This is a genomic window from Bacillus sp. L_1B0_5, from assembly GCF_000836715.1.
In the GTDB taxonomy this organism is placed as follows: domain Bacteria; phylum Bacillota; class Bacilli; order Bacillales; family Bacillaceae_G; genus Bacillus_A; species Bacillus_A thuringiensis_S.
Map to the genome: position 1 here is coordinate 1 of NZ_JXIS01000013.1, position 23,271 is coordinate 23,271.

Sequence of the window (23,271 nt, forward strand, 5' to 3'; positions counted from 1 at the left end):
TTTTTGAATTGCTTTATTTTGCGAAAGAGAGTTAATGTTTTCTTTTCTAGAAGATACACGTGTATTTAATATATTTGGATCAAAAACTGCCGTGTTGGCCATAGTTAAAATTGCGCCAGTTTTTGCATCGCTTACTACAGCATAACCAGCTTTAGCATCAGGTGTTTTCTTAATTTGAGATCTTAATGCTTCTTCTGCCTTTTGCTGCAACTCAGAGTCTAAAGCTAGCCGTACATCTTTACCTTTTTGTACTTTTTGAATATTCCATAAGAATTTTTTATTATTCAATTTAAAAATAAGAGTTTTACCTGGTTTTCCTTTTAAATCATTTTCATATTGCAGCTCAATCCCGCTTTTTCCAACAGCCATATGTTTTGAATTAAGGTCATTTTCTACATACCCAATTACTTGTGAACCAATTTCGTGTTTAGGATAATATCGAATCCATTCATCTTTAATTATTACATTATTGGGTTTGTTTTTGTTTATGAATGCAAGTTCATTCTCAGTTATATCAGAGTATAACGGTATATCATTCATAGTCTGCTTTTTACAAGATTGTTGTAATTGAGATTTTATGTTCTCTGTAGAAATATCATGTTGAAACTCGCTTGAAAATTGATTTAAAAAAGCTAATGTGTTTGATGTATCTTGTTTCGATAGCTTTTCATCATTAGAAGTGCAATATAGAGACTTAACTTTCTTATTTGTAGCTAGTATTACACCATTTTGATCAAAAATCTTTCCTCTTTCAGCTGAAGAAGTTGCGATAGTAATTGAAATGAAGTTGATTTTTAATAAAATTAGTAAAATCAAACCTACAATAGAAAGAACCGCAAAAAATCTCCATCTTTTTGTATGTAACATATAACCCTCCCTTATGTAGCCTATTTTATCTTATATTTAATTATTTTTTTTGTAAATGTGGAACAACTTTATTGTTTAGGTTGTCTATTAAGTATTAAAGCATGAAGAAAGGAATAATTAACATGAAAATTTACTAGCAAGTCTATATGTAAGTTTAATAAGAGTCATTATACAGTTTAGCACTTCTAATGCAAGCGGCAAAAAAATAGAGAGAAAACAAGAAGGGAGAGTTATTAATGCCGTAGCTAAACGAAAAAGAATGGATGCTTACAAGGATTAAGCAAAAAATTGAGGCGATATTTATAACCGATTATCGGTATCTAATATATAAGAAATGCTTTTAGTATTTGTAGCAATTTCTGAAAGGATTAAATGGAGGATTTATGAAAGAACAAAAAGGCAAGAAGCAGAAGTCATATATATCTATTCGATTAAATATAATGTTCCTTTGCATATTTCTACTATTCTCAGCTATTATTATGCAGCTAGGAAAGGTACAAATCGTTGAGGGAGAGGCTTATAAGAACCAAGTGGAAAGTAGTCAAAATGCAATAACTAGTATTCCAGTTCCACGTGGACAAATTTTAGATCGAGAAGGGAAAACAGTTGTTAATAATAAATCTCTTCGCACAATTACGTATACAAGGGTGAAGGGAATTACGAGTGAAGATATTTTAAAAACAGCAAAAGACTTGGCGAAAGTACTTGAAATGCCTGAACAAGATATAAATAAATTAACAGATATTGACAAAAAAGATTTTTGGATGCAGTTGAATTCGAAACGTGCGGAGACAAAGATTACTAAGAAAGATATAGAAAAGTTTAAAGAAAAGGGTATAGAGGGAAAAGAGTTAGATAAAAAAATAGAAGACTTAAGACGAGGTCGCGTTACAGAGGTAGAATTAGCAGAATTAACAGCACAAGATTTAAAGGTGTTAGCTATTAAAAGTAAAATGGGTTCAGGTTATCAACTAACACCACAAATCATTAAAAAAGATGTAACAGATGAAGAGTATGCGCGGATAAGCGAAAATCTTGCGAATTTTCCAGGAGTAGATGCAACTGTTGATTGGGAACGTAATTATGTAAACGGTAATTTATTTCGTTCTGTATTAGGAAATATTACGAGTAGTGAAGAAGGATTACCGAAAGAAAATTTAGATTCTTATTTAGTACGTGGATATAACCGTAATGATCGTGTTGGAAAAAGTTATATTGAACAACGATATGAAGATGTATTACACGGAACAAAAGAAGAAGTGAAAAATATTACTGATAAATCAGGAAACATTGTTAGCACAGAAATAATCTCTAAAGGAAAAAGTGGTAATAGTTTAACATTAACGATTGATATGGAATTACAAAAGAAAGTGGAAGAAAGTATAGAGAAAAACTTGAGAGCTTTTAAAAGTTCAGAGCCACTTCTCGATCGAGCTTTTGTTGTCATGACGAATCCAAATAACGGACAAATTTTATCAATGGCAGGCAAAAAGATTGTAGAAAAAGAAGGGAAAATAGAGTTTGAGGATTTGGCATTAGGTAATATGACAACTTCGTATGAGCTAGGGTCAGCTGTAAAAGGTGCTACTTTATTAACTGGATATGAGACAGGGGCAATACATCCAGGAGATCAATTTTATGACGCGCCGATGAAATTTAAAGGTACACAAGCTAAGAAATCGTGGAATGTATCCGGATTTGGTAATATTAATGATTTACGGGCTTTACAAGTATCTTCGAATGTATACATGTTCCAGACAGCTTTAAAAATTGCCGGAGTTAATTACGTACCAAATGGATCATTGGATATTAAACAAGGAGCCTTTGATACGATGCGCTATTATTTCAAGCAATTTGGTTTAGGTGTCCCAACAGGTATTGATTTACCGAATGAAATAATTGGACAAACGAGAAAAGTAGATAGTCAACCTGGGTTTTTACTAGATTTTTCTATTGGTCAGTATGATACGTATACGCCGTTGCAATTAGCGCAATATGTTTCAACGATTGCGAATGGTGGTTATAGAATGCAACCTCAAATTGTACAAGAAATACGAGAACAATCAATAAAAGAAGAGGTTGGAAAAGTTATACGTTCCATAGAGCCTGTCGTATTAAATCGAATTGATATGAAGAAAGAACATATTGATCGGATAAAAGAAGGGTTTAGATGGGTATTCCAAGAAGGTGATGGAACTGGCGTGAAATATTTCAAAAATGTGCCATATAAACCAGCAGGAAAGACAGGAACAGCCCAAACTGTATATGGTGGAGATGACCCAATTGGCAGAAATGCAAAAGGAGAACGTATGGAATGTTACAACTTAACGTTAGTTGGATATGCTCCATATGATAATCCAGAAGTAGCATTTTCCGTAGTAGTTCCATGGCTTCATGATGATAAAAATGGAATTAATTCTATAATTGGAAAGGAAGTATTAGATGTATACTTTGATTTGAAACAGCAACGTATATATGGTGAATCTACTAGTACAGGTAGTTTTAAGCAAAATTAGAGTACTTTTCTCAGGGAAGAGAACCTGTTTATATAAAGCCATTTATAAGTAAAAAAATGAAATGTGAAATCAGAGATAGCGGCGATCATAGCTACTATCTCTGATTTTGTTAATAACTCTCATACTAGCTATAAATTTTTTTCAGTTTATGGAACAAATTTGGTTCGATGATTGTCTATTATGTGTACGTATAAAAAGGTGCTAAAAATTTGGAAGGAATGATGGTTTTGAAAAATAAGAGGATGCTAAAAATAGGAATATGCGTTGGTATATTAGGTTTAAGTCTTACAAGCCTAGAAGCTTTTACAGGAGGATCACTGCAAGTTGAAGCGAAAGAAAAGACTGGACAAGTGAAACATAAAAATCAGGCAACGCATAAAGAGTTCTCTCAACTTGAGAAAAAATTTGATGCTCGATTAGGTGTATATGCGATTGATACTGGTACAAATCAAACAATCTCTTATCGACCTAACGAAAGATTTGCCTTCGCATCAACCTACAAGGCTTTAGCTGCAGGAGTATTACTACAGCAAAACTCAATTGATACATTAAATGAAGTAATCACATTTACGAAAGAAGACTTAGTGGATTATTCACCCGTTACAGAGAAACATGTAGATACTGGGATGAAACTAGGAGAAATTGCTGAGGCTGCTGTTCGCTCAAGTGATAATACTGCAGGGAACATTTTATTTAATAAAATAGGCGGACCTAAAGGATATGAAAAAGCGCTTAGAAAGATGGGGGATCGGATTACTATGTCTGATCGCTTTGAAACAGAATTAAACGAAGCTATTCCAGGAGACATTCGTGACACTAGTACAGCGAGAGCAATTGCTACGAATCTTAAAGCTTTTACGGTCGGAAATGCACTTCCTGCTGAAAAACGTAAAATTCTTACAGAGTGGATGAAAGGGAATGCTACAGGGGACAAACTTATTCGTGCAGGCGTACCAACTGACTGGGTAGTTGGAGATAAATCAGGTGCTGGCAGTTATGGGACAAGAAATGATATTGCTATCGTTTGGCCTCCAAATAGAGCACCAATTATCATCGCAATTTTATCTAGTAAAGATGAGAAAGAGGCTACCTATGATAATCAACTCATTGCAGAGGCAACTGAAGTTATAGTTAAGGCTCTTAAATAATAATCTCTCAATGCTTTATGTAATATAATTAAAAATAAGAACTTGGAAAGCGATTCTTTTTAATGTGAAAAGAATCGCTTTTTTATAAGCATGTAAACTATTTATACCTATGTAATATAAAGATATAATTAATGTAGAAAAGAGGGTGAATAGTTATGGAGAATGACAATCAAGTTTTTTGGAGAACAGATTGTCTTATTTTGAGAAGGTTTAGTATGGATGACACTAACTACTTTCATTTTTATCGTTCTAATCCAGAAGTGGCTAAATTTCAGTCATGGGTTAATTATCAATATCATGAGGCTAAAACGTTTGTAAATGAACAAGTTAAAAATAATCCTAATCTACCAGGTACTTGGTTCCAGTTCGCAATTGCTTTGGCTGAAAATAACAAAATAATTGGAGATTGCGCACTTCACACACTTGTAAATGAACCACGCATCGTAGAAATCGGATTTACTCTTTCTCCAGAATATCAGGGAAAAGGCTATGCAACTGAAGCTGTTTGTGCCTTATTGAGTTACATATTTCATTCATTAGGAAAACATAAGGTGATTGCATTTTCGGACGTTCGAAATAATAAGTCTATTTCTGTACTAGAACGAGTGGGGATGAGGAGAGAAGGTCATTTATTGCAGAATTACATGCTAAAAGGCCAGTGGATTGATGAATATCAATATTCAATATTGAAGTCTGAATGGAAGGACGCTACATAATTATAAAATTTAGAAACAAAGTATGATGGCTGTAAATTAAAATACTATAAAAATAACGTTATAAAAAAAGATCCTAGTGTGTACTAGGGTCTTTTTATGTTATCGATTTACTTCATCTTTTGATCCCGTTAAAGCCCGATTGGTGAGGGCTAATAATGAGTGAGGGATGAACAAAACCACCACTCATTAAAGTTTCACTTTATAATAACCATATTTTACAACTTGCCTATTTTCTTCAATAGCATGTGTTCCAGCAATATCGGCAATATCAACTACAATCGTATTTTGTAAGATATTAACTACACAACCTGTTAATTGTAAGGTGGAGTTATTATGATAGGGAAATTGTACGTAGGAACCAATTGTAACGTTATTTTTTGTCTCCATATGATAAACGAATGAAGATAAAAATACAAGAGTGAAAAGAGAGAATATATCGAATAAATTAACCTTGATTAAGCGTATTTTAACTAATTTTCAAACCATGAAAACATTGCAAACTAGGGTGTTTGTAAAACTTACTTATTTTATAAAAAACTTAAATAATCCTACATTATGTATCTTTTTTTAATAGAAAGAAATAATATTAATCAATGGAATTTTACTTAAGTTTTAGGTATATTATAATTGACCAAATGAGTATATCGGTCAGTCGGTGTTGTTTTGGGATTTGTAAAGTAGTGTTCATTATGCTTATGGAATTGATTTCATGAACTACGGTTTTGATATTGTGTGATAGGTAAGTGGGCGGAAGTAAATTTAAACTCTTGGGAGGTAGAACAGCCAGTAGTTTCTGTGTGCGGTCTATTAACAATAATTGCATGGTGTTTAAATGGTAAAGTGGATAACGTATTTAATAGGCTAACGCATGATTAGTAGTTATAAGAATTCATACATATACGGTATACCCTCGGGTTAAGTATAGGAAGTTATAGTTTGAGAGAAGTTACATAGTAGGTGTGACACTAAGACTAAAGAAGCTGATGTAATCATGAAATGACAAAAAGAGAAAAATGTGAGAAATGAGGAATTGAGATGGGAAGTATAAGGAATAAAAATGTTAATAAATTGAAAAGGATTTCACAAGCAATTTTGATTGTTATTGGAGCGTTCATAACCGCATATGGATTAGAGGCTGTACTTATTCCTAATAATGTCTCAGATGGTGGTGTAACAGGTATAAGTATTGTTAGTTCTCAGTTATTTGGGTTACCATTAGGTCTTTTAATTGGAATTATTAATATTCCATTTGTTTGGCTAGGTTATAAACAAATCGGTAGAGGATTTGCAATTTATTCAGTAATTGGTATTGTATCACTTGCAATAGGTACTGTGGTTATGCATAATGTGCCTACAATTATTGAAGGAGATACATTGTTAGTTACAGTTGTTGGTGGTGTGATTATCGGCTTTGGTATGGGATTGGCACTTCGTAATGGTGGGGCGTTAGATGGAATTGATATGTTAGCGGTATTATTGTCTAGAAGATTACCGTTTGGCACAAGTGATCTTATTTTGTTTTTAAATATGTTCGTATTTATTTTTGTGTCAACAGTATTCGGTCTTCAAGGTGGAATTTTATCAGCAATTGCTTACTTTATTGCTTCTAAAGTAATTCATATTATTGAAGTAGGATTAAGTGGCTCTAAAACATTTAAAATTGTTACAAAAGAACCTAAATTAATGATAGATACAATTTGGGACCGTCTTGGGAGAAATGCAATCTATAATGAAATGTATGGTGGCTTTTCGAAAGAAGCTTATAAAGAAGTTAGCTGTGTTATCAGTCGTTTAGAAGAGAATAAAATGAAGGAACTTATTCATGAAATTGATGAAAATGCTTTTGTCACTGTATATGATGTTGCGGAAGTACAAGGCGGAAACTTTAAAAAGCATGATATCCATTAAGGGTATTAACTAACTTAAATATTTTATACATAGTTGATTATTGAAAAAGATAAAAACCTCACCACATATAGATAGACAAATGGTATTTACTAAGATGTACAACTGCAAGGTACATAGAACGAAAGCTAAGATATTCATACGAACTCAAAAAGCCGAAATTCCTTAACTTGGGAATTTCGGCTTTAATGTTATATGATAGAGTTACGATTAGAACAGAAATGGGCATGTTTACTTCAACAGAGTGATATAAGTTCTTCAATTCCTATAATTAGAAACTTGTACTTGATTATCGTAGTTAAATTGATTTCACTTTAAAAGAGAACCGTTAGATAAAAAAAGAAAAATCTATTGGAATGTTTTTGCGAATTGTAGTACTGATTAAGGTTTTAGGAGGGAATATGAGCAAGAAGATTAAAAGAAGTGTATTACTTATTGCTACGTTAGTAGGTTGTATTATCTTTTTATATTTACAGAACAATTTAATAAGTATAACTGAGGTTAAAATAACCTCTAGTAAAATACCCTCCTCTTTTAAAGGGTATAAAATTCTACAAATTTCAGACTTACACAATAAACAATTTGGCGATAATCAAGATGTGTTAATTCAAAAAATTAAAAGCATAGATCCAGATATTATTGCGATTACGGGTGATTTAATTGACAGTAAATCATACGATGCAGAAGTTAGTATGCAATTAATACGAGAAATTGTAAAGAAGTTTCCTGTATATTTTGTGACAGGAAACCATGAACAATGGTCTGGAAAGTATAACCGTTTAGAAAAAGAGTTGAAGAAATATGATGTCAATGTTTTAAGGAATGAACATGTAGGCATTCGAAAGGGTGAGCAAGAAATAAACTTGTTAGGTATTGATGATCCAGAGTTTGTTAATGGAAACCGTGATGAAGGAAATATTATAATAGATGAAATTAAAAAGGCGAAAATTGAAATGCAGCCAGATAGATATAATGTATTATTATCCCATAGGCCTGAATTTTTGACAGAGTATGCTGATGAGCAAATAGATTTAGTGTTATCAGGGCATGCTCATGGAGGGCAAGTTAGATTGCCATTTATCGGAGGATTAGTTGCGCCAAATCAAGGTGTTTTACCTAAATATACAGCTGGTTTATATGTAGAACAAAGTACATCAATGGTAGTGAGTAGAGGATTAGGAAATAGTATCATTCCGCAAAGAATTTTGAATAGGCCAGAAATTGTAGTCGTGCAGCTAAATTAAGCTGTACGATTTTTTTATACAAAAATGAGTAAAGGGGCTTTATGTATTTTGTACGAGTTTACATTACAATTTTGTTAAAAATTTTCTACGTTACATAAAGTAACAAAATTTGACCCTGAGTGTTTGTTATAGTGTAAATAATCAAAAAACTTAAAATTTGTCGAGTGAAAATTGTGATAAGTAATTCGTATAAAAAACTTAAAGGGGTGTACACATGCATAAAGAATATGAAATTGAAGAATACACGGCTATTGAGGAACAAATCCATTATTATTGTAAATGTTTATTAGTAAGTCATCCTGATCAAATAATAAAGTATTTAGAAAAAAGGTTAGAAAAATATGCAGAAACATTACAATATGCACATTTATATCCTGACACAGTTATTTTACCGTTACAGCAATTAGTTATTGAATATTCTTTAGACGTTGCTAGAATTCGGAAGTATATGAATTTAAAAACGTAAAGTGAAATTTATAGTTTCATTGTTTAATATCGTTGATTGAACATACATACTAATCAACGGAGTTTGACATATAATTAAGCAAGAGTAAAATAAAAGTGAGTACTCACTCATTTTATTAAAAAAGGAGGATGAAACGTGCAAGAACCTTCAATTATTTTACGGACTGTATCAAAAAGTTTTGGGAAAAAAGAAGTGTTACACAATCTTTCATTGCAAGTTGAAAAAGCAGAGATTTTTGGTTTTGTTGGACCTTCTGGATCGGGGAAAACAACGCTCATTAAAATGATTGCAGGTATTAATGAGGCAACGAAAGGTGAAGTGCTTGTTAATAATACTAATATGCCTAATTTAAATGAAATGAAAAGAATTGGTTATATGGCCCAGGCGGATGCATTATATGAAGAATTGTCAGCATATGAAAATGCAGATTTTATAGCAACGATGTATGGACTAAAGGGAAAACGTAAAAAGACAAGAATTGCAGAAGTTTTTGAACTTGTACAATTATCACAGTATATGAAAAAGCAAGTACAACAATTTTCAGGTGGAATGAAAAAACGCTTATCATTAGCAATAGCACTCCTGCACGAACCAGAAATATTAATTTTAGATGAGCCTACAGTGGGGATAGATCCGCTTCTTAGAAAAACGATTTGGGAAAAGTTTTATGATCTTAAAAAGAAAGGTACAACGATTATTGTAACGACGCACATTATGGATGAAGCTGAATTTTGTGAGCGTCTAGGATTAATTAGAGAAGGGAAACTAGTTGCGGTTGGAACAACTGAAGAATTGAAAAAACGCGTGTCATCTGGACGGATTGAAGATGTCTTTTTGCTGGAAGAGGTGGTGTCATCATGAGAGTTACTGGTGTAATCATTCGTATTATTCGCCAATTTTTTCGAGATAAGCGTTCGTTAGCGATGATGTTTGGGGCACCAATGTTATTACTTTGGCTATTATCGCTAGTGTTTACACAAAAAGACTATATACCGCAAATTGCTGTTGTTGATATGCCCGATCAAATAGTAAAAGTGATGAAAGATCAAGAAGCATCAATTTATGAACACAGTAAAGAAAAGGCGATTTCTGAGTTAGAAAAACAAAAGGTAGATGCTGTACTTCGAATAGAGAATGGAAAAATGAAACTTCTGTTGGAAGGTAGTGATTCGTCAAAAAATCGTGCTGTACTTCAAGTATTGCAAAAAAGCACAGAGAAGAATGATGTTTCGATTATGAAGCCTGAAGTGAATTATTTACATGGCTCTAAAGACTTTTCGATGTTTGATGGGCTTGGTCCTGTATTAATTGGTTTCTTTACATTTTTCTTTGTATTTATATTATCAGGTGTATCTTTCGTAAGAGAACGTTTAAGTGGTACGCTTGAAAGGTTATTATCCACCCCAGTAAGAAGGTGGGAAATAGTCGCAGGTTATATTATTGGCTTTGGAATTTTTGCCTTTATACAATCCATTATTATCGTAAGTTTTTCCGTTTATATTTTAGATTTATACGTAGCTGGCTCCATATGGCTAACGCTACTTATTACATGTATGCTCTCTTTAACTGCACTAACATTAGGTACGTTTTTATCGGCATACGCAAATAATGAATTTCAAATGATTCAATTTATACCGCTTGTTATTGTGCCACAAATCTTCTTTTCTGGATTGTTTCCAATGGAATCTATGAATAAGTGGCTACAAATGTTAGGGAAAGCATTTCCACTCACATATGGCGCTGATGCAATGAGACAAGTGATGATTCGGAATCAAGGATTTAGAGAGATTGCATTAGATCTTACTGTATTATTACTTTTTTCAATATTATTTGCAGTAGGAAATGTATTTGCTTTAAAGAAACATCGCAAAATATAATAATGACAAAAAGGAGCTTTATAAATGCAGAAGGATTGGCTGGAGGAATTAATAGCCGCAACTAATACGGATAAACGAAATGAACGTCAAATGCGTATATTAGAGGCGGCTGTTGATATGTTTGGAGAAAAAGGATACGCTTCAACTTCAACAAGTGAAATTGCAAAACGGGCTGGTGTAGCGGAAGGAACAATCTTCCGCTACTATAAGACGAAAAAAGATCTATTACTAGCGGTCGTAATGCCAACTTTAACTAAGTTCGCTGCCCCATTTTTCGTACAAACCTTTGCAAAAGAAATATTTAAATCGGAGTATGAATCGTATGAAGGACTTTTAAGGGTTGTAATTCATAATAGATTTAAATTTGCCCAAAAACACTTCCCTATGATAAAAATATTAATTCAAGAGGTGCCATTTCAACCAGAACTGAAAAATGAAATACAGCAATTAGTAGAAACAGAACTGTTTTCACATTTCAAAAAGTTGATTGTGAAATTTCAAGAAGAAGGGGAAATTATTGAGTTACCACCATCTTCCGTACTACGTCTTACTTTATCAGCTGTATTAGGATTACTCTTAACAAGATTTTTATTATTGCCTGAAGAAAAATGGGATGATGAAATGGAAATTGAAAATACGATTCAATTTATATTGTACGGATTAACGCCACGGAGGTAATGAAATGCGACAATTTGCAAAACCAACAATCGTTGTAAGTAAATGTTTAGAATTTGATGCCTGTCGATATAATGGAGAGATGATTCCAGATGTAACAATACGAAATTTGCAGCCGTTTGTTACATTTATACCTGTTTGTCCAGAAGTCGAGATTGGATTGGGGACTCCTCGTGAAACGATACGAATTGTAGAAGAAAATGGTGAGAATAGACTTGTGCAACCGTCGACACGAGAAGATGTAACTGAAAAAATGCAGCAGTTTTCAAATGACTTTTTACAAACGATATCGGATGTGGATGGTTTTATTTTAAAGAATCGTTCACCAAGTTGTGGTACGCGTGATGTGAAAATTTATTCTGGTTTTGAAAAAGCGCCAGCAAAGGGAAAAGGAGCTGGCTTATTTGGCGGAGCAGTAGTAAAAAAATTTTCGCATCTTCCTATTGAAGAGGAAGGCAGATTGTCGAATTTTATTATTAGAGAGCATTTCTTTACAAGGCTATTTACAATCGCATATTACAAAATGATTAAACACAATAAAAATATGAAAGAACTTGTATTGTTTCAGTCGGACAATAAATATTTATTTATGGCATATAATCAGGTGAAACAAAAGGAATTAGGGCGTATAATTGCAAATCACAAAAATGAAAAGATTGAAGTGGTATTTGAAAAATATGAGAAGACTTTATATGAATTATTTATGCGTGCGCCTCGTTATACATCGAATGTAAATGTATGCGAGCACATTTTTGGATATTTTAAAACAAAGTTAAAAAAACAAGAAAAAGATCATTTTATAGAACTGTTACAAAAGTATGCAGAAAAGAAAATACCACTTAGTAGTTTACTTACAATTTTAAAATCATGGGCTATTCGATTTGATGAAAAGTATTTATTAAGACAAACATATTTCGAACCATACCCTGAAGCATTAGTAGAAATTTCTGATTCCGGAAAAGGTAGAGATTATTAAACAATAAATTACATAATTCGACACAAAACCTCCTATGTTGTTGTAGAACAATGTAGGAATTTTTTTGTGCATTAGTACAGAATCTGTTTTAAAATTAAGTTATGACAGAATTGTAGCAATTGTCTAACTAATATTCTTGTCTTTTAAGTTGTTATGTTTGTAGTAGAAACTCGCACGCTGTCGAAACTCAATATTCGATAAGGGGTGTGTAGCGGAATGGAATTTACTCTAACTCGCGAAAAACAAATGATTAAAGAAATGGTACGTGACTTTGCTGAAAAGGAAATTGCACCGAAAGCTGTATATTATGACAAAACTGCAGAGTTTCCATATGAAACATTTCAAAAAATGGGCGAACTAGGATTACTAGGTATCCCATTCCCAGAAGAGTATGGAGGTTCAGGCGGCGATACGGTATCGTACGCATTAGCAGTTGAAGAAATTGGTCGCGCTTGTGGTGGCACTGGTTTAAGCTATGCTGCAACAATTTCATTAGGTGCTTCTCCAATTTATTATTTCGGTACAGAAGAACAAAAACAAAAGTATTTAGTTCCAATGGCGTCAGGTAAAACATTAGGTGCCTTCGGATTAACGGAGCCAAATGCTGGATCTGATGCAGGTGGTACTCAAACGAAAGCGGTATTAGATGGCGATGAGTATGTAATCAGTGGTGAGAAGTGTTGGATTACAAACGCAGAGTATGCAAATACAATTAATGTAACCGCTGTCAATGGCGTTGAAGAGAATGGTAGAAAACGTATTTCTGCATTTATCGTGCCTACTACGAGTGAAGGATTAACGATTTCAAGTCCATACGATAAGATGGGTGTTCGTGCTTCTAATACTTGTGAAATCGTACTTGATGGTGTTCGTGTACCGAAAGAAAATATTCTTGGTGATGTAAATAAAGGTTTTAAACAATTTTTATATACACTTGATGGAGGGCGTATTTCAATCGCAGCATTGGCAGTTGGTATTGCGCAATCAGCCTTTGAACGTGCATTGCAATATGCGAAAGAACGTCAACAATTTGGAAAGTCAATTTCTAATTTCCAAGCGATTCAATTTAAATTAGCTGATATGGCGACTGAAGTAGAGCTAGCACGCAATTTAGTACATAAAGCAGCTTGGTTAAAAGATAACGATAAACCTTTTGGCAAAGAAGCGGCAATGGCAAAACTATTTGCATCGGAAGCAGCAAGCCGTATTGCGAATCAAGCAGTACAGATTCATGGTGGATATGGTTATATGCGTGAATATGAAGTTGAACGACATATTCGTGATGCGAAACTATTAGAAATAGGTGAAGGAACTTCTGAAATTCAACGTCTCGTAATTGCTAGACATTTAGGATGTAGATAAAAGGGAGGAATCACTATGTTTCAAAAAATATTAATTGCGAATCGCGGGGAAATCGCTGTTCGTATTATGAAAACTTGTCAAAAACTTGGTATTCGCACTGTTGCTATTTATTCTGAAGCAGATGAAAATGCCCTTCATGTGAAAATGGCAAATGAAGCTTACTTAGTAGGTGGACCGCGTGTTCAAGAAAGTTATTTAAACCTTGAAAAAATTATTGAAATAGCTAAGAAGACAAATGCAGAAGCGATTCATCCGGGTTATGGTTTATTATCAGAGAATCCGTCTTTTCCGGTTCGCTGCAAAGAAGAAGGAATCGTATTTATCGGTCCTTCAGAAGAAATCATTACGAAGATGGGAAGTAAAATCGAATCACGTATCGCAATGCAAGCAGCAGATGTCCCAGTAGTCCCAGGTATTACTACAAATATTGAAACTGCAGAAGAAGCAATTGAAATTGCAAAACAAATTGGTTATCCATTAATGCTTAAGGCATCCGCAGGCGGCGGAGGCATTGGTATGCAGTTGATGGAAACTGAGCAAACGCTCACCAAAGCGTTTGAAAGTAATAAAACAAGAGCGCAAAACTTCTTCGGTAACGGAGAAATGTATTTAGAGCGATATATAGCAGACGCGCATCATATTGAAATTCAGCTTTTAGCAGATACACATGGTAACACAGTGTATTTATGGGAGCGTGAATGTTCGGTACAGCGCCGAAATCAAAAAGTAATCGAAGAAGCACCTTCACCATTTTTAGATGAAGGTACACGAAAGGCGATGGGAGAAGTTGCTGTACAAGCTGCCAAAGCACTTGGCTATACAAATGCAGGTACAGTTGAGTTTCTTGTAGATGATCAGAAGAATTTCTATTTCTTAGAGATGAATACGAGATTACAAGTAGAACATCCAGTTACAGAAGAAATTACTGGTTTAGACCTTGTCGAACAACAACTTCTGATTGCAAGTGGTGAGAAACTATCATTTACACAGGATGATGTAAAACGTAGTGGTCATGCCATTGAAGCTCGTATTTATGCAGAGGATCCGAAAACATTCTTCCCGTCACCTGGAAAAATTACAGATTTAACATTACCATCAAATGTACGGATCGATCACTTCTTAGAAAATCATGTAACGATTACACCTTTCTATGATCCAATGATTGCGAAAGTCATTGCACATGGCGAAACTCGTGAAGAAGCAATTTCGAAATTACATGATGCTCTAGAAGAATTAAAAGTAGAAGGTATTAAAACGAACACACCAATGCTACTGCAAGTTTTGGAAGATGAAGTGTTCAAAGAGGGTATTTATACAACGGGTTTTGTAACGAAACAACTCGTTAAAAAATAAGATTTAACAATATTAAGGGGGAAAAAATGATGACGAAAGTATACGCATCGATGGCAGGAAACGTTTGGAAGATTGTTGTAGGAGTAGGAGATACAGTAGAGGAAGAACAGGATGTCGTCATTTTGGAATCTATGAAAATGGAAATTCCAATCATTTCAGAAGAAGCTGGCACAGTTATGAAAATTAATGTGCAAGAAGGCGATTTTGTAAATGAAGGAGATGTATTATTAGAAATTGAATAGGGAGATATAGGGGGAAGCGAATTGAAACTACCTAATTTTGCTGTCATTAAAGAAGTCGGGCCACGTGATGGCTTACAAAATGAAAAAAAGATTGTTGGCACAAAAGATAAAGTAAAATGGATTCAACTACTTACAGAAGCAGGATTGTCGTATGTTGAAGTTTCCTCATTCGTTCACCCAAAATGGGTCCCTGCATTAGCAGATGCAAATGATGTATTTTCTGAGCTGAAAAGGGATCCAAATGTTACATATGCTGCGCTTGTTCCGAATCAAAATGGTTTGGAACGAGCTTTTTTGCAAAATGTAGATGAGGTGAATGTTTTTTTATCAGCAAGTGAATCTCATAATAAAAGTAATATTAATAAATCGATTAAAGAAGCATTAGTTGTAATTGAAGATATAACAAAACAGGCATTATTCGAAGGGAAAAAGGTAAGAGGCTATGTTTCTACTGTATTTGGATGTCCTTATGAAGGGGATATAAGTCACGCAGCAGTTGACGAATTATGTAATCAACTATTTTCATACGGCATTTATGAAGTTTCTCTTGGGGATACAATCGGTGTAGCGAATCCATTACAAGTAGAACAAGTATTAGAACATCTATTAAAGAAGTATGATGCTTCGCAGTTTGCAATGCATTTTCATAATACGTATGGAATGGCTCTAGCGAATGTAGTTAAATCATTAGAATACGGTATTACAACGTTTGATAGTTCTTGTGGTGGACTCGGGGGCTGCCCTTATGCACCAGGAGCATCAGGTAATGTTGCTACTGATGACCTAGTACATATGCTCCATAAATTAGGAGTCCAAACGAATATAGACGAAGAAAAGTTATTGAGAGCTAGTCAATTTATTCAAAGTAAGTTAAATATCCAATTACCGAGTCATGTGTATAGAGCGCTTCAACATAAAACGATAAGTAGGTGAGAAGATGCTACAATTACAAAACATTTCAGTTGATTATGTAACACCTCACGTTGTAAAGATTTCGTTATATCGTGAAAGACAAGCAAACTCATTATCTTTAGCGTTATTAGAAGAGTTACAAAACATATTAACTCAAATAAGTGAAGAGTCCAATACGCGTGTAGTTATTCTAACAGGTGCTGGTGAAAAAGCGTTTTGTGCTGGTGCTGATTTAAAAGAACGTGCTGGTATGAATGAAGAACAAGTTCGCCATGCTGTTAGTATGATTCGCACTACTATGGAAATGGTTGAACAATTACCACAGCCAGTTATCGCGGCTATAAATGGAATCGCCCTTGGTGGTGGTACAGAATTAAGTTTAGCTTGTGATTTTAGAATTGCGACTGAATCTGCAAGTCTTGGTCTTACTGAAACGACACTTGCAATAATACCAGGAGCAGGTGGTACGCAGCGTTTGCCAAGATTAATTGGTGTTGGTAGAGCGAAAGAATTAATTTATACAGGAAGACGTATTTCGGCGCAAGAAGCAAAAGAATATGGTTTAGTAGAATTTGTTGTACCAGCTAATTTACTTGAAGAAAAAGCGATTGAAATAGCAGAGAAAATTGCTAGTAATGGACCTATTGCTGTTCGATTAGCAAAAGAAGCGATTTCAAACGGTATTCAAGTTGATTTACATACCGGATTACAAATGGAAAAACAAGCGTATGAAGGTGTAATCCATACGAAAGATAGATTAGAAGGATTACAAGCATTCAAGGAAAAACGCACACCAACGTATAAGGGGGAGTAAATATGTTAGATCAAAAACAACAATCGAATACATTTGAAGAACGAGTTGAAACGATTAAACAAGGCGGCGCACCAAAATATCATGAACAAAATAAAGCAAAAGGAAAATTATTTGTTCGAGATCGTTTAGCGCTTCTATTTGATAATGGCGAATATGTAGAAGATGCATTATTTGCTAACTGTGAACAAACAGGCTTACCTGCGGACGGCGTTGTAACGGCAACGGGTAAAATACATGGTCGTACTGCGTGTGTAATGGCCAATGATTCTACTGTAAAAGCTGGATCGTGGGGATCACGCACAGTTGAAAAGATTTTACGTATTCAAGAAACAGCTGAAAAACTACGTGTTCCGTTATTTTATTTAGTCGACTCTGCTGGAGCACGTATTACAGATCAAGTAGAAATGTTCCCAGGGCGCCGTGGTGCAGGAAGAATCTTCTATAATCAAGTGAAATTATCAGGTAAAGTTCCTCAAGTATGCTTATTATTTGGACCTTCTGCAGCTGGTGGTGCCTATATTCCAGCCTTTTGCGACGTTGTAATGATGGTAGAAGGAAATGCATCTATGTATTTAGGATCTCCTCGTATGGCTGAGATGGTTATCGGTGAGAAGGTAACTTTAGAAGAGATGGGCGGAGCTCGTATGCATTGCTCTGTATCAGGATGCGGAGATGTTTTATGTAAGACAGAAGAAGATGCGATTACACAAGCAAGACAATACATTTCATATTTTCCAAATAACTACTTAGAAAAGACTCCATTGGTTACACCTCAAGAACCGAAACAATTCGATAAAACGTTAGAACAAATCATTCCAGAAAATCAAAATGCTCCTTTCAATATGAAAGATCTCATTAATAGAGTTATTGATGAAGGTTCATTCTATGAAGTAAAAAAATTATTTGCTCAAGAGCTAATTACAGGCTTAGCACGTATTGATGGTAAGCCAGTTGGTATTATTGCAAATCAGCCGCGTATGAAGGGCGGCGTATTATTCCATGATTCAGCTGATAAAGCTGCTAAGTTTATTAATTTATGCGACGCATATCATATTCCATTATTATTCCTTGCGGATGTACCAGGATTTATGATCGGTACAAAAGTAGAGCGTGCTGGTATTATTCGCCACGGTGCAAAAATGATTTCTGCAATGAGTGAAGCAACTGTACCGAAGATTTCTATCGTTGTTCGTAAAGCATATGGTGCTGGTTTATATGCGATGGCAGGTCCAGCATTTGAACCAGATTGCTGCCTGGCATTACCGACAGCCTCTATTGCGGTAATGGGTCCAGAAGCTGCGGTCAATGCTGTATATGCAAATAAAATTGCAGCTTTACCAGAAGAAGAGCGTGCTAGCTTCATTGCTGAAAAACGTGAAGAGTATAAGAAAGATATTGATATTTATCATTTAGCATCAGAGATGGTGATTGATGGTATTGTTCATCCAAACAATTTACGTGAAGAGTTAAAAGGACGTTTCGAAATGTATATGAGTAAATATCAAGTATTCACGGATCGTAAACATCCTGTATATCCAGTTTAAAAGCCCTATTTAGGGCTTTCTTGCTCAAAAAGTTAAGGAGGGGAAAATATTGAAACAAGCAGTTTGGTTTCCAACAGAAGAGTACAAGGAAAAAACACGTTTATATGGTTGGATGAAATCATTGGGATATGAAGATTATGAAACTTTTTATAATAAATCTATTGAGGAAACAGCTTGGTTTTGGGGAGAGGCAGAAAAAGCAGTTGACTATCAATGGATGAAACCTTATACAGAAGTGTTAGATTTAGAAAATGGTACACCGTTTGCACAGTGGTATAATGGCGGAACATGTAACGTTGTAGAATCAGCTTTATCCCGCTGGCTTGCGGATGAAGAGACGAGAATACAGCCAGCACTTCAGTACGAAGGGGAAAATGGAACTTCAAAATCATTTACATATGAAGAGCTTGATAACTGGGTAAGCCGTGTTGCCAATGGTTTGAAACACGCGGGTATTGAGAAAGGTGACCGTGTAACAATTTATATGCCGATGATTCCAGAAACAGTTGTTGCGATGCTAGCTGTAATGAAAATCGGAGCAATTATTTCACCAATATTCTCAGGCTTTGCGTCTGATGCAGTCATGACACGTGTGCAAGCGGCAGGTTCAAAAATGATTATTACCGCAGATGGATTTTCCCGCCGAGGTAAAATTGTTTCTTTAAAAGATGAAGTAGATAAAGCTTGTGAACATTGCCCAACTGTTGAAAAAGTTGTTATCGTTCGTCATGCAGGAAATGATTTTACACCACATAACTATGACTTTTCGTGGAGTACGCTAGAAAAAGAAAAACCATTCATACATGCCGAGGAAATGCAAAGTGATGATCCATTAATGCTCATTTATACATCAGGAACGACTGGTAAGCCGAAGGGAACAGTACACACGCATGCAGGATTTCCTTTGAAAGCAGCTTTTGATGCAGGATTTGGAATGAATATTAAACAAGGTGATCGTGTATTATGGGTAACTGATATGGGTTGGATGATGGGGCCATTTTTATTATTCGGTTCACTCATTAATGGAGCAACGATGGTTATGTACGAAGGTGTTCCAGACTTCCCAGAAGCAGACCGGTTATGGGAGACAGTTGATAAATATGAAATTACTCATCTAGGTATTTCGCCAACGTTAATCCGAGCATTAATGGCAAAAGGTGATGAGTATGTCAATAAACATTCTTTAAAGAGTTTGGAAGTATTCGCATCAACAGGAGAACCTTGGAATCCTGATCCATGGATGTGGCTGTTTGAAACAGTTGGAAAAGGAAATGTTCCAATCTGTAACTACTCAGGTGGAACTGAAATCTCTGGTGGGATTTTCGGTAATGTTCTTATTAAGCCAATCGCACCGATTAGTTTTAACGCATCTTTACCAGGAATGGCAGCTGTCGTACTGGATGATCAAGGTAAACCAATTCGAGATGAAGTCGGAGAATTATGCTTAGAGAAACCTTGGGTAGGTATGACGAAAAGCTTCTGGGAAGATGATGAACGTTACGTGAACACATATTGGTCGCGTTTTGAAAATAAATGGGTCCACGGTGACTGGGTCATTTACGATGGTGAACAATATATCATCACAGGGCGTTCAGACGATACGTTAAATATTGCAGGTAAACGTATTGGACCTGCTGAATATGAATCTATTCTTGTGAAACATAACGATGTAATCGAAGCTGCTGCAATTGGTGTACCTGACGAAGTGAAAGGTGAAGTTTGTCATTGCTTTGCTGTATTACGAGAAGGGGTAATATTTACAGAAGATTTAAAGAAAGAATTAATGAGTTTAGTAAACTCACATATTGGAAAAGCGTTGTGTCCTAAAGATATCCACGTTGTAGAAGATTTACCGAAAACACGTAATTCTAAAGTAATGCGCCGTGTTATTAAAGCAGCTTACTTAGGAAAAGAATTAGGTGATTTATCATCGCTTGTAAATCCTGAAGTAGTACCGTTTATCCAGGGGTTACAGTCTAGTAAATTATAAAATTAGAAAGGGGCTCTATATAAATAGAGCTTCTTTTTATGTTTATAAAAAGAGAAGAAGAAAAATTCTACTCTTAGTGTTAAGTTTGTTTTATAGTTTTTATCAAAACACGATACTGTCGCATGTTTATTCATTGGAGTAATTAAATTTTATTAAGGATGAAAATTTAGTGAAGCGAAGAGTATTTAATAAAAGGAGAAATCCCTGAGGGACAGGGATTCACTAAGGGAGATAATATATGTCGTACAATGCCGAAATTCGGCGTATTCGACAAAAAATATTATCACGAATTTTCAGGAGGTTACGATGGTGGATCTGTCAAAGATGTGTACAGATTTTCTATTAAAGTGACTTTCAATAGAAAAAGGAGAAAAAATTAAGTTCACTCGATCTTAAGATTTCCCCCTTGAAATTTACTATTTGTTCGTTGTAGTATATATGTCTTAATGTGGTAAATCTTCAACATGTAAAGATTGAGTGCTACCCTTTTTGTTTGAATTATGTGCCTGTTGAGATGTTTCTTGCATTTGCTCTTGGGCCTTACTAGGAGTATTCAGCGCATCTGATGACACATGATCAAGTTGTTGACTTAATATATCTTTTTTATCCATGTTATGTAGCTCCTTTTTGAACTTAGATATAAAAACGAAATGTTTTTAAATAGTTACGTGGATATTATGTATCTTTGAATGGAATTATATACACAAACTAAATTGAGAAATTAACTAATTATAAAAATTACTTGTGATGAAAAAATTAAAAAATACAAAAATCATTAATCTAAATAAAAGCGTTATTTTAGTAGGGCGTTACAAAATTTAATTTGAAAGGCGCACCCAAATGATAAAAGAGCACTATAAAAATCAGTGCTCTTTTATCAGAAATTGCATAGTTCTTAAAAATATAATTATTACGGACAATTCACAATGGTAATAATGACGCTAGCCATTGTTCCAGGAGAATCAAGAAGTGAAGCAGTAACAGTTACTGTTCCAGGCCCATTAGCGGCTAGAAATACAGCGGTAAAGTTACCTGAAGCATTGGTAATGACAGCAAGAGGAACCATGAAAGCAAGAGCTGGGTTACTAAATGAAAAACTGACCACTACCCCTGGAGTAGGACTACCGTTTACTAATACTTGCCCAGAAAAAAATAAAGTATTATTTCCTTGAGTGGATACACATGCTGTGGTTTCGTTAGAAGTCAAAGTAATAGATGCAGGCCCAGCAGGAAGATTAAATCCAGTTGGTCCAGTTGGTCCAGTTGGTCCAGTCGGTCCGGTTGATCCAGTTGGTCCGGTTGGTCCAGTTGGTCCTGTAGAACCGGTGGGACCGGTAGGGAATTGAAAGGGTTGAACAGGTGGAAGTGTAGGTCCAATAGAACCCGGATTATGTGCAGCAAAAGATAAAAACTCGTCCATTATTTATCACCTCTAAAAATCGTATTACTAATAGTAAATGTAATGATAGAGTAAAGTGAAATGGACAAGTGATTGTATTTTAACAAATTAAACAAAGTAGTTATATGATAGAAAGAGAGATTCGTATGATTCCTTTAGAGATTAAATATAAAAAGGCGATTATCTTCAAATCGCCTTTTGGGTAATGCAGTGTAATTTTATTCAGTTATTTGAAATATAGTTTCATTCGGTTTAGAAAATCCATACAGTTTCCTTGCGAATTTTAAAATTTCTTCTTCACTACTTGTTAAAGCCTTGACATCATTGTTAAGGGAATGCCCATCCTTCTTTACAGAAGATAATTTTTGTTGCTCCGTATTAAGCGTGATTTGTTTTTCTTTAATCATTTCTTGTTGGTTATTCAGAGAATATTGCACGACAAAAATTATAGGTAATATAAAGACTAAAGTAGTTATAATACGGCGTCTTGTTTTTTTTATATTACCTTGTTGGGTATTAGGGTTCACTTGCTGTGAGGGTATATTTGGATTTGATTGGTGTGATGATATTTTTGGGATGTTTCCCATTAAAATGCCTCCATTACTGATTGTAGAATTTAAACCATTTAAAAGTATTATAAATGTTTAATAGGGATTTTAGAAGGTATTTTAATATAGGTGAGTTTTGTAAAGTTTAAACAAAATTTTTATTTAAATAAAAGAAACCCCGATTGTCTATAGGGCTCCTGAAGATAATCGTTAAGCAATGAAGCATTGCACTAATTAAAGATAGCATGAATTTTTTGATGAAAATATTGGTGAATTCGTCAAATCAATAAGCATCTAAAGTTTTATGCGTACGTGAAGTAATTAAAAAATCGATTTATAAGAGTCAGCTTTTTTTCTCAATACCCCACCAATCAGTAAATATATATGTCTGTCTGTCTGTTTAAGCCTTTACGTGTTCATTGACAAAAAGCTGACTATACTCAGTCAGCTTTTTATATATTACATTCTAGTATTTATCCCGCTATTTGCCGGGCAGTAAGGCCCCCACCTCAAAATTCAACGAAAGTAAGGAAGTAGGTGTGGGATCAACTATCCGTAAAAGCCCGAGTGGTCCCAAAAGACATATTCTTTCCTTTCAGTTGACATCGAAAATATTACCAATTTTTCCTTTTACAATGGCAACAAATAAAGAAACAATTACAGCGACACTTATTTCGTTTAGAACACCAATCATCATCACGATGACACTTTTCTTTA

The 23,271-nt window shown here is 34.6% G+C and carries 21 protein-coding genes and 1 pseudogene; 17 read left to right on the top strand and 5 right to left on the bottom strand.

The window, feature by feature from the left end; translation table 11 throughout:
• Positions 1 to 867, bottom strand: a pseudogene (locus tag RT27_RS04060) (penicillin-binding protein 2); the annotation flags it as partial.
• A gap of 383 nt (positions 868 to 1,250) precedes the next feature.
• On the opposite strand from RT27_RS04060, the gene RT27_RS04065 reads away from it, so the two are divergent.
• The 3 genes from RT27_RS04065 (at position 1,251) to RT27_RS04075 (ending at position 5,247) form a co-directional block, all read left to right on the top strand.
• Complete coding sequence (locus RT27_RS04065; RefSeq protein WP_043935369.1) at positions 1,251 to 3,383, top strand: penicillin-binding protein 2; 2,133 nt, start codon at positions 1,251 to 1,253, stop codon at positions 3,381 to 3,383.
• Positions 3,384 to 3,604: 221 nt separating this feature from the next.
• A complete protein-coding gene (bla, locus tag RT27_RS04070) occupies positions 3,605 to 4,531 on the top strand; it encodes a class A beta-lactamase Bla1 (RefSeq protein WP_016081575.1) in 927 nt (308 codons plus the stop codon).
• 155 nt (positions 4,532 to 4,686) lie between these two features.
• A complete protein-coding gene (locus RT27_RS04075) occupies positions 4,687 to 5,247 on the top strand; it encodes a GNAT family protein (RefSeq protein ID WP_016081574.1) in 561 nt (186 codons plus the stop codon).
• 186 nt (positions 5,248 to 5,433) lie between these two features.
• Here RT27_RS04075 and RT27_RS32805 read toward each other — a convergent pair whose 3' ends face one another.
• Complete coding sequence (locus tag RT27_RS32805; RefSeq protein WP_080681815.1) at positions 5,434 to 5,634, bottom strand: DUF2187 domain-containing protein; 201 nt, start codon at positions 5,632 to 5,634, stop codon at positions 5,434 to 5,436.
• A gap of 648 nt (positions 5,635 to 6,282) precedes the next feature.
• Between RT27_RS32805 and RT27_RS04080 the strand changes: the two genes are divergently transcribed.
• The 14 genes from RT27_RS04080 to RT27_RS04145 all read left to right on the top strand — a co-directional run bounded on the left by RT27_RS04080 (position 6,283) and on the right by RT27_RS04145 (position 20,607).
• The gene (locus tag RT27_RS04080; RefSeq protein WP_016081573.1) at positions 6,283 to 7,155 is read left to right on the top strand and encodes a YitT family protein; all 873 of its coding nucleotides are present in this window, start codon (positions 6,283 to 6,285) and stop codon (positions 7,153 to 7,155) included.
• 398 nt (positions 7,156 to 7,553) lie between these two features.
• Positions 7,554 to 8,396, top strand: coding sequence for a metallophosphoesterase (locus tag RT27_RS04085; protein WP_043935371.1), 843 nt, complete (start codon positions 7,554 to 7,556; stop codon positions 8,394 to 8,396).
• Between the two features lie 214 nt (positions 8,397 to 8,610).
• A complete protein-coding gene (locus RT27_RS04090; RefSeq protein ID WP_000548621.1) occupies positions 8,611 to 8,862 on the top strand; it encodes a hypothetical protein in 252 nt (83 codons plus the stop codon).
• A gap of 135 nt (positions 8,863 to 8,997) precedes the next feature.
• Positions 8,998 to 9,723, top strand: a complete 726-nt coding sequence (locus RT27_RS04095) for an ABC transporter ATP-binding protein (RefSeq protein WP_029442757.1) — start codon at positions 8,998 to 9,000, stop codon at positions 9,721 to 9,723.
• The gene (locus RT27_RS04100) at positions 9,720 to 10,739 is read left to right on the top strand and encodes an ABC transporter permease (RefSeq protein ID WP_016081570.1); all 1,020 of its coding nucleotides are present in this window, start codon (positions 9,720 to 9,722) and stop codon (positions 10,737 to 10,739) included. The genes RT27_RS04095 and RT27_RS04100 overlap by 4 nt, the downstream gene beginning before the upstream one ends.
• Positions 10,740 to 10,763: 24 nt before the next feature.
• Positions 10,764 to 11,417, top strand: a complete 654-nt coding sequence (locus RT27_RS04105; RefSeq protein WP_016081569.1) for a TetR/AcrR family transcriptional regulator — start codon at positions 10,764 to 10,766, stop codon at positions 11,415 to 11,417.
• A gap of 4 nt (positions 11,418 to 11,421) precedes the next feature.
• On the top strand, positions 11,422 to 12,390 hold the full coding sequence (locus tag RT27_RS04110; protein ID WP_029442755.1) for a DUF523 and DUF1722 domain-containing protein: 969 nt from the start codon (positions 11,422 to 11,424) through the stop codon (positions 12,388 to 12,390).
• A gap of 216 nt (positions 12,391 to 12,606) precedes the next feature.
• Complete coding sequence (locus RT27_RS04115; protein ID WP_043935372.1) at positions 12,607 to 13,752, top strand: acyl-CoA dehydrogenase; 1,146 nt, start codon at positions 12,607 to 12,609, stop codon at positions 13,750 to 13,752.
• Between the two features lie 15 nt (positions 13,753 to 13,767).
• Positions 13,768 to 15,105: an acetyl-CoA carboxylase biotin carboxylase subunit gene (locus RT27_RS04120; RefSeq protein ID WP_000486742.1), complete on the top strand. Its 1,338-nt coding sequence runs from the start codon at positions 13,768 to 13,770 to the stop codon at positions 15,103 to 15,105.
• A 26-nt stretch (positions 15,106 to 15,131) separates the two neighbouring features.
• The gene (locus RT27_RS04125) at positions 15,132 to 15,347 is read left to right on the top strand and encodes an acetyl-CoA carboxylase biotin carboxyl carrier protein subunit (RefSeq protein ID WP_001987345.1); all 216 of its coding nucleotides are present in this window, start codon (positions 15,132 to 15,134) and stop codon (positions 15,345 to 15,347) included.
• A 21-nt stretch (positions 15,348 to 15,368) separates the two neighbouring features.
• On the top strand, positions 15,369 to 16,280 hold the full coding sequence (gene mvaB, locus RT27_RS04130; RefSeq protein WP_016081565.1) for a hydroxymethylglutaryl-CoA lyase: 912 nt from the start codon (positions 15,369 to 15,371) through the stop codon (positions 16,278 to 16,280).
• Positions 16,281 to 16,284: 4 nt separating this feature from the next.
• Positions 16,285 to 17,073, top strand: coding sequence for an enoyl-CoA hydratase (locus RT27_RS04135; RefSeq protein ID WP_016081564.1), 789 nt, complete (start codon positions 16,285 to 16,287; stop codon positions 17,071 to 17,073).
• Between the two features lie 2 nt (positions 17,074 to 17,075).
• Positions 17,076 to 18,617, top strand: a complete 1,542-nt coding sequence (locus RT27_RS04140) for an acyl-CoA carboxylase subunit beta (RefSeq protein ID WP_000886755.1) — start codon at positions 17,076 to 17,078, stop codon at positions 18,615 to 18,617.
• A gap of 49 nt (positions 18,618 to 18,666) precedes the next feature.
• Entirely contained in the window at positions 18,667 to 20,607 is a 1,941-nt protein-coding gene (locus tag RT27_RS04145; protein WP_029442752.1) for an AMP-binding protein, read from the top strand.
• Between the two features lie 443 nt (positions 20,608 to 21,050).
• Here the strand turns inward: RT27_RS04145 and RT27_RS35115 are convergent, their stop codons facing one another.
• From RT27_RS35115 to RT27_RS04155, 3 genes are all read right to left on the bottom strand, one after another.
• Positions 21,051 to 21,218 (bottom strand): hypothetical protein, encoded by a 168-nt coding sequence (locus RT27_RS35115; RefSeq protein WP_016081562.1) that lies wholly within the window; start codon positions 21,216 to 21,218, stop codon positions 21,051 to 21,053.
• A 299-nt stretch (positions 21,219 to 21,517) separates the two neighbouring features.
• A complete protein-coding gene (locus RT27_RS36205; RefSeq protein ID WP_043935374.1) occupies positions 21,518 to 22,027 on the bottom strand; it encodes an exosporium leader peptide-containing protein in 510 nt (169 codons plus the stop codon).
• A 197-nt stretch (positions 22,028 to 22,224) separates the two neighbouring features.
• The gene (locus tag RT27_RS04155; RefSeq protein ID WP_029442347.1) at positions 22,225 to 22,593 is read right to left on the bottom strand and encodes a septum formation initiator family protein; all 369 of its coding nucleotides are present in this window, start codon (positions 22,591 to 22,593) and stop codon (positions 22,225 to 22,227) included.
• Positions 22,594 to 23,271: the final 678 nt, after the last annotated feature.

What these genes read in the sequence shown, in the direction of transcription:
- RT27_RS04110 (WP_029442755.1), top strand. Translation starts at nt 11,422, where the DNA reads ATGCGACAATTTGCAAAACCAACAATCGTTGTAAGTAAATGTTTAGAA.
- RT27_RS04075 (WP_016081574.1), top strand. Translation starts at nt 4,687, where the DNA reads ATGGAGAATGACAATCAAGTTTTTTGGAGAACAGATTGTCTTATTTTG.
- RT27_RS04140 (WP_000886755.1), top strand. Translation starts at nt 17,076, where the DNA reads ATGTTAGATCAAAAACAACAATCGAATACATTTGAAGAACGAGTTGAA.
- RT27_RS04105 (WP_016081569.1), top strand. Translation starts at nt 10,764, where the DNA reads ATGCAGAAGGATTGGCTGGAGGAATTAATAGCCGCAACTAATACGGAT.
- RT27_RS04125 (WP_001987345.1), top strand. Translation starts at nt 15,132, where the DNA reads ATGATGACGAAAGTATACGCATCGATGGCAGGAAACGTTTGGAAGATT.
- RT27_RS04155 (WP_029442347.1), bottom strand. Translation starts at nt 22,593, where the DNA reads ATGGGAAACATCCCAAAAATATCATCACACCAATCAAATCCAAATATA.
- RT27_RS04065 (WP_043935369.1), top strand. Translation starts at nt 1,251, where the DNA reads ATGAAAGAACAAAAAGGCAAGAAGCAGAAGTCATATATATCTATTCGA.
- RT27_RS04115 (WP_043935372.1), top strand. Translation starts at nt 12,607, where the DNA reads ATGGAATTTACTCTAACTCGCGAAAAACAAATGATTAAAGAAATGGTA.
- RT27_RS04090 (WP_000548621.1), top strand. Translation starts at nt 8,611, where the DNA reads ATGCATAAAGAATATGAAATTGAAGAATACACGGCTATTGAGGAACAA.
- RT27_RS04135 (WP_016081564.1), top strand. Translation starts at nt 16,285, where the DNA reads ATGCTACAATTACAAAACATTTCAGTTGATTATGTAACACCTCACGTT.
- RT27_RS04085 (WP_043935371.1), top strand. Translation starts at nt 7,554, where the DNA reads ATGAGCAAGAAGATTAAAAGAAGTGTATTACTTATTGCTACGTTAGTA.
- RT27_RS04100 (WP_016081570.1), top strand. Translation starts at nt 9,720, where the DNA reads ATGAGAGTTACTGGTGTAATCATTCGTATTATTCGCCAATTTTTTCGA.
- RT27_RS36205 (WP_043935374.1), bottom strand. Translation starts at nt 22,027, where the DNA reads ATGGACGAGTTTTTATCTTTTGCTGCACATAATCCGGGTTCTATTGGA.
- RT27_RS04120 (WP_000486742.1), top strand. Translation starts at nt 13,768, where the DNA reads ATGTTTCAAAAAATATTAATTGCGAATCGCGGGGAAATCGCTGTTCGT.
- bla (WP_016081575.1), top strand. Translation starts at nt 3,605, where the DNA reads ATGGTTTTGAAAAATAAGAGGATGCTAAAAATAGGAATATGCGTTGGT.
- RT27_RS35115 (WP_016081562.1), bottom strand. Translation starts at nt 21,218, where the DNA reads ATGGATAAAAAAGATATATTAAGTCAACAACTTGATCATGTGTCATCA.
- RT27_RS04080 (WP_016081573.1), top strand. Translation starts at nt 6,283, where the DNA reads ATGGGAAGTATAAGGAATAAAAATGTTAATAAATTGAAAAGGATTTCA.
- RT27_RS32805 (WP_080681815.1), bottom strand. Translation starts at nt 5,634, where the DNA reads ATGGAGACAAAAAATAACGTTACAATTGGTTCCTACGTACAATTTCCC.